At 70.6% G+C, this 16,505-nt stretch carries 11 protein-coding genes; 6 read left to right on the top strand and 5 right to left on the bottom strand.

The features are described from left to right. Positions 1 to 24: 24 nt before the first annotated feature. Positions 25 to 3,315: a S8 family serine peptidase gene (locus H4N64_RS05105; protein WP_186280890.1), complete on the bottom strand. Its 3,291-nt coding sequence runs from the start codon at positions 3,313 to 3,315 to the stop codon at positions 25 to 27. A 166-nt stretch (positions 3,316 to 3,481) separates the two neighbouring features. Then, positions 3,482 to 4,015 (bottom strand): CGNR zinc finger domain-containing protein, encoded by a 534-nt coding sequence (locus tag H4N64_RS05100; protein WP_186280889.1) that lies wholly within the window; start codon positions 4,013 to 4,015, stop codon positions 3,482 to 3,484. A 127-nt stretch (positions 4,016 to 4,142) separates the two neighbouring features. On the opposite strand from H4N64_RS05100, the gene H4N64_RS05095 reads away from it, so the two are divergent. The 3 genes from H4N64_RS05095 to H4N64_RS05085 all read left to right on the top strand — a co-directional run bounded on the left by H4N64_RS05095 (position 4,143) and on the right by H4N64_RS05085 (position 7,506). Then, positions 4,143 to 4,586 (top strand): VOC family protein, encoded by a 444-nt coding sequence (locus H4N64_RS05095; RefSeq protein ID WP_186280888.1) that lies wholly within the window; start codon positions 4,143 to 4,145, stop codon positions 4,584 to 4,586. A gap of 2 nt (positions 4,587 to 4,588) precedes the next feature. Further along, on the top strand, positions 4,589 to 5,497 hold the full coding sequence (locus tag H4N64_RS05090) for a pyridoxamine 5'-phosphate oxidase family protein (RefSeq protein ID WP_186280887.1): 909 nt from the start codon (positions 4,589 to 4,591) through the stop codon (positions 5,495 to 5,497). Positions 5,498 to 5,733: 236 nt separating this feature from the next. Beyond that, positions 5,734 to 7,506 (top strand): TIGR03767 family metallophosphoesterase, encoded by a 1,773-nt coding sequence (locus H4N64_RS05085; RefSeq protein ID WP_186280886.1) that lies wholly within the window; start codon positions 5,734 to 5,736, stop codon positions 7,504 to 7,506. A gap of 76 nt (positions 7,507 to 7,582) precedes the next feature. On the opposite strand, the gene H4N64_RS05080 is transcribed toward H4N64_RS05085, so the two are convergent. Then, a complete protein-coding gene (locus H4N64_RS05080; protein WP_186280885.1) occupies positions 7,583 to 8,620 on the bottom strand; it encodes a hypothetical protein in 1,038 nt (345 codons plus the stop codon). 206 nt (positions 8,621 to 8,826) lie between these two features. Beyond that, on the bottom strand, positions 8,827 to 11,403 hold the full coding sequence (gene pepN / locus H4N64_RS05075; RefSeq protein ID WP_186280884.1) for an aminopeptidase N: 2,577 nt from the start codon (positions 11,401 to 11,403) through the stop codon (positions 8,827 to 8,829). 136 nt (positions 11,404 to 11,539) lie between these two features. Here pepN and H4N64_RS05070 point away from each other — a divergent pair, with 136 nt between their 5' ends. The 3 genes from H4N64_RS05070 to H4N64_RS05065 all read left to right on the top strand — a co-directional run bounded on the left by H4N64_RS05070 (position 11,540) and on the right by H4N64_RS05065 (position 15,003). Further along, on the top strand, positions 11,540 to 12,190 hold the full coding sequence (locus tag H4N64_RS05070; RefSeq protein WP_186280883.1) for a mycothiol-dependent nitroreductase Rv2466c family protein: 651 nt from the start codon (positions 11,540 to 11,542) through the stop codon (positions 12,188 to 12,190). A 279-nt stretch (positions 12,191 to 12,469) separates the two neighbouring features. Beyond that, the gene (locus tag H4N64_RS44820) at positions 12,470 to 12,889 is read left to right on the top strand and encodes a hypothetical protein (protein WP_260859541.1); all 420 of its coding nucleotides are present in this window, start codon (positions 12,470 to 12,472) and stop codon (positions 12,887 to 12,889) included. Next, complete coding sequence (locus H4N64_RS05065) at positions 12,886 to 15,003, top strand: tetratricopeptide repeat protein (RefSeq protein WP_260859540.1); 2,118 nt, start codon at positions 12,886 to 12,888, stop codon at positions 15,001 to 15,003. The genes H4N64_RS44820 and H4N64_RS05065 overlap by 4 nt, the downstream gene beginning before the upstream one ends. Positions 15,004 to 15,009: 6 nt before the next feature. Here the strand turns inward: H4N64_RS05065 and H4N64_RS05060 are convergent, their stop codons facing one another. Continuing rightward, entirely contained in the window at positions 15,010 to 16,395 is a 1,386-nt protein-coding gene (locus H4N64_RS05060) for an amino acid permease (RefSeq protein ID WP_186280881.1), read from the bottom strand. Positions 16,396 to 16,505 lie beyond the last annotated feature (110 nt).

Here is a 16,505-nt window from a genome sequence, read left to right as displayed (position 1 = left end):
CCCGCCCCCTGTACAGCCGTAGAACTACGGCGTGACCTTCTCGATCTTCACGCTGCCGGCGCCCGCGACCGTGCCGCGCGCGTTCAGCAGCTGGACCTGGCCGAAGAACTCACGGCCCTCCGGCGCGGCCGCCGCGGCGGTGACGCTCGCCGAGACGGTGGCGGAGTCGCCCGTGCCGAGCTTGACAGGCGTCGACTCGTCGACGGTGACCGAGCCGAGCGCGGCGGAGAAGAACACGTCGAGGTAGTCGTAGGCGGTGGAGCCGGACGGCACCGAGTAGCCCACGACCTCGATCGTGTAGGTGCCGGCGGCCGGCTTCGCCAGGGAGATCGACTCCTCCGAGTCGCCGTCGGCGTCCTGGGCGACCTGGTTGCCGTCCTTGTCGTAGACCGTGAGGTCCAGGTCGGCGGCGGTGTCCGAGACATTGCCGATGGCGACGTCCAGGGACGTGGCGCCCTCGGGCACCGCGACCGTGGTGGTGTGCGTCTCGTGGTCGGCGATGGTCGGCCGGGCCGTCTTGGACGAGCCGAGCGGGCCGCCCGCGAGCTTGCCGTCGATGGCGGCGAGCTTGTTCGTCACCTTCCAGGAGGCCTCGACCGGGGTGCCCACCTTGGCCTCCGGCACGGTCACGGTCTCCGGGTCGAAGGCCGCGCCGAGCACGGTGACGTCCAGCTTGTAGGGGTTGTCGAGCAGCGGCGACGTACGGCGCGACTCGACCTCGATCTCCCAGACGCCGGGCTGCGGGTCGGCGTACGAACGCACGTCCGGGCGGCAGCCGTTGCCGTCGAGGTAGTTGTTGTAGCAGTTCGGCGTGGACGTGGTGTCCGCCGGGACGCCGTAGGGGTGAATGGCGATGAAGCGGGTCTGGCTCTTGTCCTTCAGACCGCCGATCGCGACCTCCAGCGACTTGGCGCCCTCGGGCACGGTCACGAAGTAGTGCTTGGTGCTGTTGCGCTGCACCGTGCCGGACGCGGAGTAGGTGTACTTCAGCGGCGCGGAGACCACGACCGTCGACATGACCTGCTTGTCGATGCCCTCGGTGCGCGGGTCGTCGACCTCCAGGATCGCGCTCTTCAGCCCGGCGGACCTCGGCGCGGCCTGCACCTTGACGGTGACCGGCTGGTTCAGCGGCAGGCTCACCTCGTCGGAGCCGACGATCCGGAAGGTGTCACCGGCGTTGTTCTCGAAGTGCAGCTCGTGCCGGATCGCACGGTCGGCGCCGGACGTACGGGTCAGGGTGATCTCGTACGTCTTCTTCTGGCCGGCCTTCAGACCGCCCTCACGGTCGTACAGACCGGTGCCGAAGCCCGGGGTCTTCAGGAACTGGTCGATCGCGGTGTCGACCGGCGCCGTCACCGAGTAGGTGTGCGCGGTGGCGCCGTCCTTGATGGCGTCCCAGGCGTCCTCGATGTTGATCAGGCCCGCGCCTTCCTCGTACGCCTGGACCCCGCTGATGTGGTCGGCGGTCGAGGTGAGCGCGGTGCGCAGTTTGGCCGGGGTGAGCGCGATGCCCTTCTGCTTGGCCGCGCTCAGCAGCAGCGCCGAGGCGCCGGCGGCCTGCGGGGAGGCCATCGAGGTGCCCTGGAGCATGCCGTAGCCGGCCGGCAGCGAGTAGCCCGCCTCGGCGACCGGGGCGCCCGGCAGCCAGGTCTGGATGGTGTTGACGGAGGCACCCGGCGCCACGAGCGTCGGGGTGAAGCCGCCGTCCTCGCGCGGGCCGCGGGAGGAGAACGGCATCAGCGCGTACGACTTCTGCACCAGGGAGCCGTAGTTGGAAGCCCAGGTCTCCTTGGAGACGGACGCGCCGACCGAGATGACCTTGTCGGCCAGGGCCGGGTCGCCGATGGTGTTGGCGCCGGGGCCCGAGTTGCCCGCGGAGATCACCAGCTGGACGCCGTAGGTGTCGATCAGACGGGTGTAGAGCTCGGCGCGCGCGTTGTTGCCGTCGTTGAGCGCGGGCAGACCGCCGATGGACATGTTGACGATGTCGACACCGCGGTTGACGACGAGGTCGATCATGCCCTCGGTCAGCGCGACGTTGGTGCAGCCGCCGGTCCAGGTGCAGGCGCGCGAGGAGACGACCTTCGCGCCGGGCGCGGCGCCGTTCATCTCGCCGCCGAACAGGCCGTTGGCGGAGGTGATGCCGGCGACGTGCGTGCCGTGCTCGGACTCGATGACGCCGATGTTGACGAAGTCGCGCTTCTGGCCGACCCAGTCACCGCCGTAGGGGTCCATCGGGACGTCCTTGCGGATCTCCACGACGAACGGCTGGCGCTCGGCGACGTCGGTGTCCGGGTTGTCGGTGCCGAACCAGCCGATCCGGAAGCCGTCCTTGTACGGCTTCATCGGGGTGTCGTCACCGAAGTCGAAGTTGTTGTTCAGGTCGACCCGGACCGTGCCGGCCGCGGCGTCGTACAGCACGCCCCAGACGTCGGTGGTGTCCCCGTCCCGGTTCGCGTCGCCCTTGGCGTCGCCGCCCGCGGTCACCGACTCACGGAACAGGTTGACCTGGTACGACCCGGCGGGTGCCGTCCAGGTGCGGCCGGAGAAGGTGAAGCTGGGCCCGGAGACGTTGGTCACCATCGGGCGCCAGGTGGCGTCGGAGTCGATGATCGGGTCGGTCGAGGTGACCCAGTCGACGATCTTGCGCTCACCGGTGGTGGTCTTCTGGAGCGCCGGGTGGGAGAGGTCCACACCCGAGTCCAGGACACCGATGGTGATCCCGCGGCCGTCCGCCTTCGGGTGGTCGTCGACGAAGTCGACCGCACCGGTCTCGAAGGAGGGGTTGTACGGGTTCTCGGCGGGAGTGTTCTTGCCGGGGGCCGGATAGGCGGCCGCGGTCGACGCCGACTTCGCGGTGTCGACGGCCGGGTCCTCCAGCGGGATCTCCTCGCGCAGGTCGATGCCGTGCACGGAGGACAGCTTCGCCGCGGCGGCGATGGCCGCGTCCGCCCGGCCCGTCGGGACGGTGGCGCGGACGTAGCCCAGCTTGTCGTAGGTGCGGCCCACGGAGCCGCCCTTGACCGCGTCCAGCTCCTCGGCGACCTGCTCGGTCTTTCCGGGGGCGGTGGCGATCATCATCGTGACGTTCTTGTCGCCGGCCGCCTTGGCGTCGGCGAGCAGGTCCGCGTCGTCCGAACCGAGCTTGTCGTGCGCGGACTTGACGGCCGGGTCGGCCGCGGCCGGGGCGTCCTCGGCGAAGGCCATGGGTATCGGCCCGGCAGCGGAGAGCGCGGCCACGAGCCCCGCGGCCACGGCTGTCCGGGCCGCGCGTCTGGCGCCCGATATGGGTTCGCGCTGGGGGGTGTGGGTCATCAGCATCCCTTGTAGGTAAAGGAACGAGCGTGGAGCGATCGCTCAGCCTTACGCAAGGGACGGATGTTTGGGGAGAGTTGACCCAAACGAAATCGAGGGATGGGGAAAACCCGCTATCCCTTTCCGGGATGATCCGCAGCGAACTGTGCAACTCGCCCGGGCGCCGTCAATCCTCCTTCGTCCGGGCGTAATGACGGGACGCCTTCGCGCGGTTGCCGCAGGTCGCCATGGAGTGCCAGCGGCGGGTGCCGTTGCGCGAAGTGTCGAAGAAGTACAGGACGCACGCCTCGTGGGCGCAGGCGCGGATCCGGTCCGGCGCGGTGGCGAGCAGGGTCAGATAGTTCCGCGCGGCGAGCCAGGCCGGACCCCAGGCGGGGGAGTGGAACTCGGGCAGCTCGCCGGGCCCCTCGGCGGTGAGCGTGGCCCGGATCCGGCCGTGCGCGAGGACGGCGTCGACGAGCGGTGCCGCGTCCTTCGGTGACCCGTCGACGGCGGCCTTGATCGCGTCACGGGCCTGGAGCAGATGGCGCAGGGTCGTGGCATCGGCGGCGTGGTCGCGGTCCAGGTCGTTCGATGCGAGCCAGATCGCGAGCCCCTCGGGGTCCGTCAGCAGGTCCTGCGGGGCCCCGTCCCGCATCCAGCGCGTGTTCAGCAGGTCCAGCGCGAGCGGCTCACCGATGTGCGGGCGGGGGTCGGACATGTGGGGCTCCCTCTTCCGTACTAACCGGTCAAGGGTACGTGACCGGTTGACACCTCCACATCTAACCTTTAATCTCATTTTCAGAGGTTAGAAAAGCAAGTGCGGAACCACTTCTGATGGGGTAGTCATGACCTTGCGCACCGGCCACGTCGGCCTGAATGTCACCGACCTGAACCGCTCGCTCGCCTTCTACCGCGACGTCCTCGGCTTCGACCTGCTGGTCGAGGGCAAGGAGGACGGCCGACGGTTCGCGCTCATGGGTGAGGGCGCCACGCTCGCCCTTGCGCTGTGGCAGCAGGCCGACGGGATGTACGACAAGGCCCGGCCCGGCCTGCACCACCTCGCCTTCCAGGCGGACTCCATCGAGCGGGTCCGCGCCTACGAGACTTCGCTGCGCGAGTACGGCGTGGAGTTCGCCTACGACGGGGTCGTGGCGCATGCCGAGGGCGCCGACTCCGGCGGCATCTTCTTCTTCGACCCGGACGGAATCCGCCTGGAGATCTCGGTGTCGAGCGGCGTCGAGGGCGCTCCGGCGCCCCATGAGGCGGCGCCGACCTGCGGGTTCTTCTAGTCATGGGCGTCTATCACGCGGGCTCGCTCGCCGTGCAGGACCGGCTCGGCGTGCGGGACCTCGCCGCGCATGTCGGCCGGTCCATCGGGGAGGGCATCAAGCCGGTGGCCGCCGCCTTCCTTGAGCTCCAGCCGCTGCTGGTGATCGGCGCCGCCGACCCGGCGACCGGCAGAGTGTGGGCGGCGCCGCTGGCGGGGGACCCGGGGTTCGTGCGGGCCACCGGGCCCCGGCAGATCTCCGTCGCCGGGGGTACCTCCCACGCTTTCGGCAGTGGGGGAGGGGGTACCCCGGCCTCCCCGCTCGCGGCGGCCCTCGCCACCGAGGGCACCCCGGTCGGCACCATCGCCCTCGACCCGCGCACCCGGCGCCGGATGCGGCTGAACGGCCTGCTCAGGCCCACGCCGAGAGGGTTCGCGATCGAGGCGGACCGGGTCTTCGCCAACTGCCCGAAGTATCTGCAACGGAGGGAGACGTACGAGACACTGCCCGACCGCAAGCCGGGGCAGCCCCTGACAACCACCGAACTGTCCGACAGCCAGGCGCGGTTCCTCACGGCCGCCGACACCTTCTTCCTGGCCAGCGTCCATGAGGGCGGGGCCGACGCCAGTCACCGCGGCGGCAACCCAGGCTTCGTGCGCGTCGAGTCGCCGCGCGAACTGAGCTGGCGGGACTATCAGGGCAATTCCATGTACCTGTCCCTCGGCAACCTCGCCGCGGACCCGCGCGCCGGACTGCTCTTCCTGGACTGGACGACGGGCAGGGCGCTGTATCTCACCGGCGAGGCGCGTACGGAGTTCACGCCCGAACGCCGCGTCCGTTTCACCCTGTTTGAGGCGGTTGAGATTCCGGCCGCGGTCCCCCTGCGCTGGTCCGCGCCGGAGTACTCTCCCGCGAACCCGGAGCGCCCCTGACACCCCCCGGATACCCGCGAAGATGAACACGGAGTGACCGGCCCCCGGCCGCCCGAGGAGCGGTCGAGGGCGCGCAGGGTGGGCGGAGATCCACGTACGGTGATCGGCGCTGCGCGTTGCCGCCTCGTTCACGCGCAGGTCATTCCCGGTGCCAACGATCCAGAGCGAGCGGGTTGTTCGCGACAGCGACGCCCGCGACCACTGCCGACGCGTCACGCACTCGGGGAGACCGCGCCATGTCGCGCATACGCTCTGTCGCCAGCTCCGCGCTGGGCGTCCACCGCCGTACCGTCCTCGCCGCCGCCGGGGCGGTGTCCCTCTCCGCCGGTGTCGGCTACGCCCTGCGGCCCACCGACAGCCAGGCCGCCACCACCGGCACCCCGGCGGCCGCCGCCTCCCGGGAAGCGCCCGTCGCCTCCTCGCGCCGGGCGCCCTTCCTGCCGCTCGCCCCCTACACCCGGGGCACCACGCTCGCGAGTGTCTCCGCCCCACGGGGCACCTCCGGCTTCCGCCGGCTGGTCCGCGGACCCGGCTGGGAGCGCGTGGTGCGCAGCGAGCTGGCCGCCGCCAAGTCGGGGCGCGCGGACCGCCGTACGACGCTCGCCGCGTTTGTGCAGCTCACCGACATGCACATCATCGACGCCCAGCACCCGATGCGTCTTGAGTTCCTGCGCTCCACCGATGTGCATGCCTGGCGGCCGCACGAGGCGCTGACCGTGCACGGCGCCGTCTCGCTCGTCGAGCGGGTCAACGCGCTGCGGGGCGCCCCCGTCACCGGCGCCCCGCTCCAGTTCGCCATGACCACCGGCGACAACACCGACAACAACGCCCGCTCCGAGCTGGAGTGGTTCCTCACCGTCATGAGCGGCGGCCGGATCACCCCCAACTCCGGTGACCCGAAGCACTACGAGGGTGTCCTCAACAGCGGCCTCAAGCAGTACTGGCAGCCCGACTCGGCCGTCCGCGACGCCGACAAGCAGCTCGGCTTCCCCTATCTGGAGGGCTTCCTCGCCGCGGTCATGCGGGAGTTGCAGAGCCCGGGGCTCACCATCCCCTGGTACTCCACCGTCGGCAACCACGACGCCATGCCGCTCGGCTGCTACGCCTCGCACGGCGACACCTACCTCACCGACTTCGCCGTCGGCGGCAAGAAGCTGATGAGCCTGTCCGCGGCCGAGGCCAAGAAGCTCCAGGAAGCCCTGAAGACGGCCAAGGACCCCCAGGGCGCCCAGCTCCGCGAGCTGCTCAAGGCCCACGCCCGCGACATGCGCTCGGTCACGCCCGACGAGCGGCGCGCCCCGTACACGCCGACCGAGTACATCAAGGCCCACCTCGACCCGGCGTTCCAGGGCGTCGGCCCGGTCGGGCACGGCTACTCCTCGGCGAACCTCGACGCGGGCACCCAGTACTACAGCTTCCGTATCGCCGACGACGTCATCGGCATCAGTCTGGACACCACCGACGCGGGCGGCCACTACGAAGGCTCCGTCGGCAGCGGCCAGTTGCGTTGGCTGGACCAGACGCTGCGGGACAACGAGGACTCGTACGCCATCGTCTTCAGCCACCACACCAGCAAGACGATGGACAACACCCGCCTCGACCCGGCCCGCCCCGACGAGCGGCGGCACAACGGCCAGGAGGTCCTCGCCCTCCTCGGCAGCCACCGCAACGTCCTCGCCTGGGTGAACGGCCACATCCACCGCAACGCCATCACCCCGCACTCGGCGCCCGACGGCCGCTCCTTCTGGGAGATCTCCACCGCCTCGCACGTCGACTACCCCCAACTCGCCCGGGTCATCGAGCTGGTGGACAACAAGGACGGCACGCTCTCCCTGTTCACCACCTGTGTGGAGTCCGCGGCCCCGAGCCGCACGGACTTCGCCGACCTCTCCCAGACCGGCCTCGCCGCCCTCTACCGCGAGCTGTCCTTCAACGCCCCCGGCGCCCGGACGGACCTCGCGGGCGGTCGCGCGGACCGGAACACCGAGCTGGTCCTCAAGAAGGGCTGAAACTCACGGAGGAGGGGCTGCCCGGTGCACCCCGGCGGCCCCTCCTCTCCCCTCCTGATGCGTCCCCGGTCCGTCACTACCGGGGCAGCACGACGACGTACGCTGCCGGATCCCGGTCCACCGAGGCCATCAGCGCCGTGCGGACCACCGCTGCCTGTTGGTCGAGGGAGTCCCGGAGCTTCTTCGGGGTGATGTACACGACCGTGATCCCCAGCCGCTCCAGGTGTTCTCGCTTGCGGGCGTACTCCGACCACAGGGCGTCCTCGTCCTGGCGGGGGGCGCGGGTGTCCAGTTCGAGGGCCACCGCGTGCTCCGGCCAGTACGCGTCCAGACCGCCGAGGTGGGGGCCGCCGGGCAGGCGGAGGTCGATGTTCCAGACCGGGTCGGGGAGGCCGTACTCGCGGACCATCGCGAAGAGGCGGTCCTCCGCGATGGCGCGGCCCTCGGCGAGCAGGGAGTCCACGGCGTCCACGACATGCGGCCGGGTCAGCAGCTTGGCCTGGGTCAACTCCCGTACCACCGCAGCCGGTTCGCAGTGGCCGCCGCGTACCGCCTCGGTGAGCAGCCGGCGTACGGCGCCCGCGTCCGAGAGTTCGGCGACCGCGTCGGCCAGGGCGCGGGGGACCGGGGCGACCGGCAGGCCCGTCACCTCCTGCGCCGTCGGCATCGCGGACGTACGGACGATGCGGGCGCAGCCCGTCGAGCGGAGGCGGCGCAGACGGGGGACGAGGACGTCGATCGTGTCCAGTGAGGTCAGCGGAGGCGTCGCCGCGAAACCGTGCAGGGTCAGCGCCGCAAGACCTGTGATCACCGCCTCCGGGTGCACCGGGCGGTGCGACTCCCCGGCGCCCGGCTGGGGCGGCACCCCGGCGTTCCGCTCCCGCGTCGCGTACAGCAGCACCGCGTTCAGCCGCTCCTCGCTGGTCGGGGGGCCGGGGTGGAGCAGGTAGACACCCGGCAGGAGCTGCTGCCAGGAGCCGCCGGCCCGGCACTGCTCGTTGATCTCGGCGGGCGGGACGCCGTGCGCCCGCAGCTGCGCGACCGTCAGCACGCGCCGCCGGACGTCGGAGAGTTGGTGGACGGGGCGGGGGGAGAGCGGGGTGTTGTGGTTCATGACCCTGCAATGCCCGCGTTCCGTCCGCCCCTTAACCGCTGTTACACGCTCGTCGACAAACACGGACAAGCTCGCCCTAAAGGACGGGTGTTCGGATGCCGAGTAGGCATGGAAAACCCCTGGTCCGTTCGGGTGGGACCAGGGGTTACGGCTGCTATTGCCTGAATTCCGTAACGGTCATGGACGCGGCAAGCGTTGGCCAAAGATCATGCGCCGGCCGCCGCGTCGCACGCCTGTCCCCGCAGCGCCCGCGCCAGATCGTCCCGCGCCTCCAGCACCAGCCGCCGCAGCGCCGGAGCGGCTTCCTCGTGCGCGGAGAGCCAGGCGTCCGTCGCGTCCAGCGTCTCCTGGGACTCCTGGAGGGACGGGAACAGCCCCTGCACGACCACCATGCCGATCTGGATCGACCGCTCCGCCCACACCCGCTCGATCGCCGAGAAGTACTTCTGCGTGTACGGCGCCGTCAGCTCCCGCTGCGAGGGCCGGGCGAAGCCCGCGATGCTCGCCTCCACCAGTGCGTTGGACAGCTCGTCCGACTCCACCACCTGCGCCCACGTCTGCGCCTTGACCGAGGCCTGGGGCCGGGCCGCCAGGCAGCGCACCTGGTGGCGCTTGCCGGACGCGGTGTCGTCGCGGGCGAGTTCGGCGGCCAGCTCCTTGTCGCCGACGACGTCATGCGCGGCCAGCGAGTCCAGGAACGCCCACCGCAGCTCCTGGTCGACGTCCAGCCCCGCCAGGGTCACCGTGCCGTCCAGCAGCGCGCTCAGCAGCTCGAAGTCGGCCGGAGCGACGGCCGCCCGCGCGAAGAACCGTGCCCACGCCAACTGGTGCTCGCTGCCCGGCACGGCCGCGTTCAACCGGAGCGCGGCACCCTCGGCGAGCAGCAGGCCGGCCTGCTCACGCCGGTCGGGGGCCGTGTAGTGCACCGCCGCCGACTCCGCCCAGGCATGCAGCATCTGGAGCACGCCGATGTCGGACTCCCGCGCCGAGAACTTCAGCACCAGGTCGATGAACTCCCGCGCCGGCAGCAGCGCGTCCCGCGTCATGTTCCACAGCGCCGACCAGCACAGCGCCCGCGCCAGCGGATCGGTGATGTCACCGAGCCCGCGCCGCAGCGCCGCCAGCGAGGTGTCGTCGAAGCGCGTCTTGCAGTACGTCAGATCGTCGTCGTTGACCAGCACCAGATCCGGTGCCCCGGCCCCGGCCAGCTCCGCCACGACCGTACGCGGACCGTCGACGTCCACCTCGGCACGCGCGTACCGCTCCAGAACACCGTCCGCCCGCCGGTACAGGCCCACCGCGATCCGGTGCGGCCGAAGCTCCGGATGCGACTCGGCCGCCTCCTGCACCACCGCCAGCTCCGAGACACGGCCGTCCGTGTCCAACAGCACCTGCGGCGTCAGGGAGTTGACCCCGGCCGTCTGGAGCCAGGACCGCGCCCAGGCGCCCATGTCCCGGCCACTGGTCTCACCGAGCACCGACAGAAGGTCGCCGAGCCGGGTGTTGCCGTACGCGTGTCGCTTGAAGTAGCGGCGGGCGCCCTCCAGGAACGCGTCCTGACCGACGTACGCCACCAACTGCTTGAGGACGGAGGCGCCCTTGGCGTAGGTGATGCCGTCGAAGTTGAGCTTCGCGTCCTGCAGATCGCGGATGTCCGCGGTGATCGGGTGCGTGGAGGGCAGCTGGTCGGCGCGGTACGCCCAGGCCTTGCGGCGGTTGGCGAAGGTGATCCAGCCGTCGGTGAAGCGGGTCGCGCCCACCGTGGCGAAGGAGCCCATGAAGTCGGCGAAGGACTCCTTCAGCCACAGGTCGTCCCACCACTCCATGGTGACGAGGTCGCCGAACCACATGTGTGCCATCTCGTGCAGGATGACGTTGGCCCGGCCCTCGTAGGACGCCTGCGTCACCTTCCCGCGGAAGATGTACTCCTCGCGGAAGGTCACAAGCCCGGGGTTCTCCATCGCGCCGAGGTTGTACTCGGGCACGAAAGCCTGGTCGTACTTCCCGAACGGGTACGGGTAGTCGAAGTGGTCGTGGAAGAAGTCCAGGCCCTGCTTGGTCACCAGGAAGACGTCGTCGGCGTCGAAGTGCGGCGCGAGACCCTTGCGGCACATGGCGCCGAGGGGGATCTCAAGCGTCGTACCGTCCTCGAACACACACGTGTAGGAGTCCGTCACATAGTGGTAGGGGCCCGCCACCACACACGTGATGTACGTCGAGATCGGCTTGGTCTCCGCGAACCGCCACACCCCGTCGGCGAGCTTGCCCACGCCGTTGCTCCACACCGTCCAGCCCTCGGGCGCCCGCACCTCGAAGCGGAACGGCGCCTTGAGGTCAGGCTGTTCGAAGCAGGCGTGGACGCGGCGGGAGTCGGCCGGCTCGTACTGGGTGTACAGGTACACCTCGCCGTCCTCGGGGTCGACGAAGCGGTGCATGCCCTCACCGGTGCGGGAGTAGGCGCACCGCGCGTCGACGACCAGCTCGTTGTCGGCGGCGAGGTCCTCCAGGGCGATCCGGGAGCCGTCGAAGACCTCGCTCGGGTCGAGGTCCCGGCCGTTGAGCGAGACCGCGGTGACGCTCGGCGCGATCAGGTCGACGAAGGTGGTGGCGCCGGGCTCGGCGCAGCGGAAGCGGATCGTGGTGACCGAGCGGAAGGTGCGCGGCCCGTCCTCCGGCTCGTCGCCGACCGCGGAGCGCAGGTCGAGGGATACGTCGTACCCGTCGACGGACAGCAGTGCGGCCCGTTCCCGGGCCTCGTCGCGGGTCAGATTCTCACCGGGCACGGGTGACGCTCCTCACAAGGTGTTCAGTATGCGGACAGGCCCGATCCTCCCATGTGCGATCGAGCGGCGGCAGTCGGGAATGGGGGAGGCGGGGACCGGTGTTGCCGCTGTCAAAGACCGCTTCCCTAGGAGAGCCATGTCCGAGTCCGCGAAGACCCCCGTCGACTTCTGGTTCGATCCGCTGTGCCCCTGGGCGTGGATGACCTCGCGCTGGGTGCTGGAAGTCGAGAAGGTCCGCGACATCGAGGTCCGCTGGCACATCATGAGCCTGGCCGTGCTGAACGAGCCGAAGATCGACGAGCTTCCCGAGGAGTACCGCGAACTGCTGGAGACCAAGGCCTGGCAGCCGATCCGGGTGGTGACGGCGGCCTGGCAGAAGCATGGCTCCGAGATCCTCGGCCCGCTGTACACCGCGCTGGGCACCCGTATCCACAACGAGGGCCAGGGCCCGACCCGCGAGGCCGTCGTCGGCGCCCTCGCCGATGTCGGTCTGCCCGCCGACCTGATCGACTACTTCGACCAGAAGGACTTCGAGTTCGACGCCGAACTGCGCGCCTCCCACAAGGAGGGCATCGACAAGGTCGGCCAGGACGTCGGCACCCCGGTGATCGCGGTCCCCGGTGACGACGGCGAGCAGATCGCCTTCTTCGGCCCGGTCGTCACCCCGGCCCCGAAGGGCGAGGAGGCCGCCCGCCTGTGGGACGGCACCCTCGCCGTGGCCTCGGTGCCGGGCTTCTACGAGATCAAGCGAACCCGCACCAAGGGCCCGGACTTCAGCAACCTCTAGGCGCCCCGTCCCGGGCGATCCGGGCCAGTCGCAGCTGATGGGGAAGCCCCCGCGAGTCACGTCCTCGCGGGGGCTTCGTCATTCCGCCCGCCTGCGTGAAGAGTGAGAAGACGATCACGAGGCAGGACGACTGAAGAGGCTCAGGGACTTGCGAGTAGATCGAGTTGACCGACCCCACTGCTCTTATTGCAATTCGCTTGCAAATGCAGGCTATCAGCATCAAGCGGCGCGGTGGGGGAGCGCTCTACTATCGGAGGTCGTACAGGGGGTGTGGGTGTCATGGGACCGGAGATGGCCGATCTCGCTCGGACGGCGGGCTCGACGATGGTGGCGCTGATGGCCACCCAGACCTGGGAGTCGGCACGCGACGGAGTGGTCGCCCTGTGGCGCCGGTTCCAGCCCGCGCGAGCCGAAGCCGTCAGCGATGAACTCGAAGCCACGCGCGAGGACCTGCTGCTTGCCCGAGAGTCCGGCGACACCGAGACCGAGGCCGAACTGACCGCCGAATGGCAGGCGCGGGTACGGCGACTGCTGCTCGCCCAGCCCGAGGTGGCGGCCGAACTCCGCCGCATCCTCGACGAGTTGGAACCCCACCGCCCCCAACAGCAGACCACCGTGGACGTCCGCCTGCGCGCCGAGGTCTCCGGCAGCGGTCGGGTCTACCAGGCCGGCCGCGACCAGCACATCACGGAGCGATGAACGAACTCGGCGCCCGCGCCTCGGGCCAGGGCCGGATCTTCCAGACGACCGGCGACCAGTACATCCAGGAACACCACCACCACCACGACCCGGGCGCCGCCCCGGCACAACGGCCCCCCGATTCCGTACGGATGCCCCTGGTCGGCCGCCCGCCCGGCATCCTCCGCAACCGCGAGGAACTGCGCGCACTGCTGGCCGCCGCCGTGACCGGACCCGGTGGCGACGCCCACGTCGTGCACGGCATGGGCGGCTGCGGCAAAACGGCGCTGGCGTACTGGCTGTTCACCGAGGCGGTCCGCACCCACGGCCGGATCGGCCTGTGGGTCAACGCCTCCGAACGGATGTCCCTGCGCGCCGGAATGCTGGCGGTCGCGGGCGACCGGGGCGCGTCGGCGGGGGAGTTGGCGGCAGCGGCGGCCGGGCAGCGGGCGGCGGCGGACCTGGTGTGGCACTACCTCGACCACTCCTCCGACCCCTGGCTGCTGGTCCTCGACAACGCCGACGACCCGAGCGTCCTGGAGGACGGCGCCTGGCTGCGCACCAGCCCGCGAGGCACGGTCCTGGTCACGACGCGCCATGCCACGTCGCCCCTGTGGCGCATCCCCGGCGCGATCCGACACGCCCTCGGTGTCCTCCCCCTCGACGACGCGGCCCAGGTCCTGTGCGACCTCGCGCCGGACACCGGTGACCTGGACTCCGCGCGCAAGGTGGCCGAACGCCTCGGCCGCCTCCCACTGGCGCTCACCCTGGCCGGTTCCCATCTCGCCCACCAACTGCTGGAGTCGTGGTCCATGGACGAGTACGACCGCAAGCTCGCCGAGGAATCGACGGCCATCGTGGACCGGGGCGCGTCCCACGCTCAGTCCCGCCATCTGGTGGGCCGCACCTGGCAGTTGTCCCTGGACGCCCTGACGGAACAGGGCCTGCCGGACGCCACGACGCTGCTCCGGCTGCTGTCGTGCTGGGCGGCGGATCCGGTGCCGTTGGAGGTACTGGCCCCGCTGGCGCGCGGGTCGGTGGCCGTCGACGGACTCGAACCGCCGCGGGTGGAACCGGCGTTGCGGGGGTTGCTCGACCACTCGCTCGCCGAGCTGGTCGTCGTGGCCGACGGGGTGCGCTGCGTACGCGCCCACGGCGTGCTGCTGGACAGTGTCGCGGCCGGGGTTCCGGAGGCGCTGAGGGAGGTGGCGACCGCGCTCCTGGAGGCGGCGCTGCCCGAACGGGGAGTCGCGTCACCGAAGGCCCGCGACCTCCTCGCGCTGCTCGCCCCGCACGCCTCGGCACTGTTCCGGGCCGCGCCCTCGGAGCGGACCGCCGGTCTTGCGGTGCGGGTCGCGCGGCAGGTGTTCGACGCGGGGGACTTCGCGGGGGCGCTCGGGCTGGCGCCGGGCATGGCCGACCGGGTCGAGGAGCTGCTGAGCGGTCAGCACCCGCTCGCCTTGGAAGCCAGGGAAACGGAGGCCAAAGCGCTGTGGCGCATGGGGCGCTACCCCGAGGCGGAGGCGCTGCACCGCCGGATTCTCGGCCGGCGCGAACTGCTGCTGGGCACGGACCACCCGGACACCCTGCGCAGCGTCTACGACCTGCACTTCCCGCTCATCTTCCTGGACAAGGCCGATGAGGCCGAACGCCTTCTCCGCCGTGCACTCGAAGGACAGCGGCGGGTGCTGGGCGAAGACGCCCACGACACCCTGCAGACCTGGGCGGCCCTGCTGGAAATCCTGGGCTGCCTGGGCAAGGGCCGGGAACTGGACGCGGAGGCCGCCGCATTCCTCGACGCCTGCCGACGCGGCCTGCCGTCGGACCACCTCATCCCGCTGCACGGCCGTCACAACTACGCCTGGGGTCTGCACGCAGTGAACCGCGACGCGGAGGCGGAGCCCCTCGCGCGGCGGGTGCTGGCCGACCGGATCCGCCTTCACGGGCCGGACCACCCCCTGGCCCTGTCGGCGCTGTCCCTCACGGCTCAGGTCGCCGGGGCGCTCGGGCGTTACGACGAGGCGTGCGCGACCATCAAGGAGGTCATCGAGCGCCGTGAACGGGTGCTCGGCACCGAGCACCCGTTCCTCGTCCAGGACCGGCGATGGCTGGCGGACTGGCGGGCCGCCCCCTAGTCCTGATCAGCCCTTCGCCACCCGCGCCCGCTGCCACGCGTACCCCGCCACTGCCAGGAACAGCGTCATCCCGCCGGTCGAGTACAGCTGCACCCGCGTGTCCGGCTCCCGGGCCATCAGCACGAAGATCGCCACCATGCCGGCCAGCGCCACCCAGGTCAGCACCGGGAACGCCCACATGCGCACCGTCAGCTTCTCGGGGGCCTCGCGCTCCAGGCGCGCCCGCAGGCGCAGTTGGGAGACGGCGATGAAGATCCAGACGACGAGGATGACCGCGCCGATCATGTTCAGCAGCCAGGGGAAGACATCGTTTGGGCGCCAGTAGCTGAGGACCACGCACACGAAACCGAAGACGCAGGACGCCAGTACGGCGATCCGCGGCACCCCGCCCGACACCCGGCCCAGAGCCTTCGGGCCCTGCCCGCGCTCGACGAGCGAGTACGCGATACGCGAGGAGCCGTAGATGTTGGCGTTCATCGCGCTCAGCAGGGCCACCAGCACGACCACGTTCATCAGCTGACCGGCGCCCGGGATGCCGAGCTCATCGAGGGCGGCGACGTACGGGCCTTTCTCGACGACCGCCTGGGAGTCCCAGGGGACCAGGGTCACGATGACCGCCATCGAGCCGATGTAGAAGAGGGCGATGCGCCACATCGCGGTACGGACCGCGCTTGCCACGCCCTTGACCGGGTTCTCCGACTCGGCGGCGGCGATGGTCACCGTCTCCATGCCGCCGTACGCGAAGACCGAGGCGAGCAGGCCGATGATCAGGCCCTCACCGCCGTTCGGCAGGAAGTCGGTGAGGTTGGAGGCGCCCGGCGCGTCCGTGCCGGGCAGGACGCCGAAGATGGCCAGTCCGCCGAGCACCAGGAACAGGCTGATCGCGCCGACCTTGAGGGCGGCGAACCAGAACTCGAACTCGCCGAAGTTCTTCACGGCGGCCAGGTTCGCCCCGCAGAACACCACCATGAACAGCGCCACCCACGCCCACTCGGGCGTGCCCGGCAGCCAGCCGGTGACGATCTTCGCGGCGCCGATGCCCTCCAGGCCGACGGCCGTGCAGAGCAGGACCCAGAAGGACCAGCCCGCGGTGAAACCGGCCCAGGGTCCGATCGCCCGCTCGGCGTGCGCGGAGAAGGAGCCGGAGGAGGGATACGCGGCCGACATCTCGCCGAGCATCCGCATCACCAGCATCACGAGGAGGCCGGAGAGGGCGTAGGCGACGACGATCGAGGGACCGGCGGCGGCGATACCGGCGCCGGAGCCCACGAACAGACCGGCGCCGATGACACCGCCGAGGGCGATCATCGACAGATGGCGCTGCTTGAGGCCATGAGAGAGGGAGACACCGTCCTGCTGCTGAGGTGGCGTCTCGACTGTGGTGCTGGGCATGGGCGCGGCTCGTCCAATGCGTGAGATGGGCAAAATCGCCCACAGTCTGGGGGCCGTGTCCGCTCAGGCGAAGGAACCGCCCAGTATGCGGACAGGTACGCCACAGAGCG

Origin of the sequence: Streptomyces cupreus (assembly GCF_014257025.1) — a bacterium.
Classification (GTDB): domain Bacteria; phylum Actinomycetota; class Actinomycetes; order Streptomycetales; family Streptomycetaceae; genus Streptomyces; species Streptomyces cupreus.
The sequence above is the reverse complement of the archived record's forward strand: the minus strand, read 5'-3'. Positions and strand labels throughout refer to the sequence as shown.

Bases quoted from the DNA above. Each gene is read 5' to 3' on its own strand.
- H4N64_RS05060 (WP_186280881.1), bottom strand. From the start codon at position 16,395: ATGCCCAGCACCACAGTCGAGACGCCACCTCAGCAGCAGGACGGTGTC.
- H4N64_RS05070 (WP_186280883.1), top strand. From the start codon at position 11,540: ATGTCCGAGTCCGCGAAGACCCCCGTCGACTTCTGGTTCGATCCGCTG.
- H4N64_RS05100 (WP_186280889.1), bottom strand. From the start codon at position 4,015: ATGTCCGACCCCCGCCCGCACATCGGTGAGCCGCTCGCGCTGGACCTG.
- H4N64_RS05090 (WP_186280887.1), top strand. From the start codon at position 4,589: ATGGGCGTCTATCACGCGGGCTCGCTCGCCGTGCAGGACCGGCTCGGC.
- H4N64_RS05065 (WP_260859540.1), top strand. From the start codon at position 12,886: ATGAACGAACTCGGCGCCCGCGCCTCGGGCCAGGGCCGGATCTTCCAG.
- H4N64_RS05085 (WP_186280886.1), top strand. From the start codon at position 5,734: ATGTCGCGCATACGCTCTGTCGCCAGCTCCGCGCTGGGCGTCCACCGC.
- H4N64_RS05095 (WP_186280888.1), top strand. From the start codon at position 4,143: ATGACCTTGCGCACCGGCCACGTCGGCCTGAATGTCACCGACCTGAAC.
- H4N64_RS05105 (WP_186280890.1), bottom strand. From the start codon at position 3,315: ATGACCCACACCCCCCAGCGCGAACCCATATCGGGCGCCAGACGCGCG.
- H4N64_RS05080 (WP_186280885.1), bottom strand. From the start codon at position 8,620: ATGAACCACAACACCCCGCTCTCCCCCCGCCCCGTCCACCAACTCTCC.
- H4N64_RS44820 (WP_260859541.1), top strand. From the start codon at position 12,470: ATGGGACCGGAGATGGCCGATCTCGCTCGGACGGCGGGCTCGACGATG.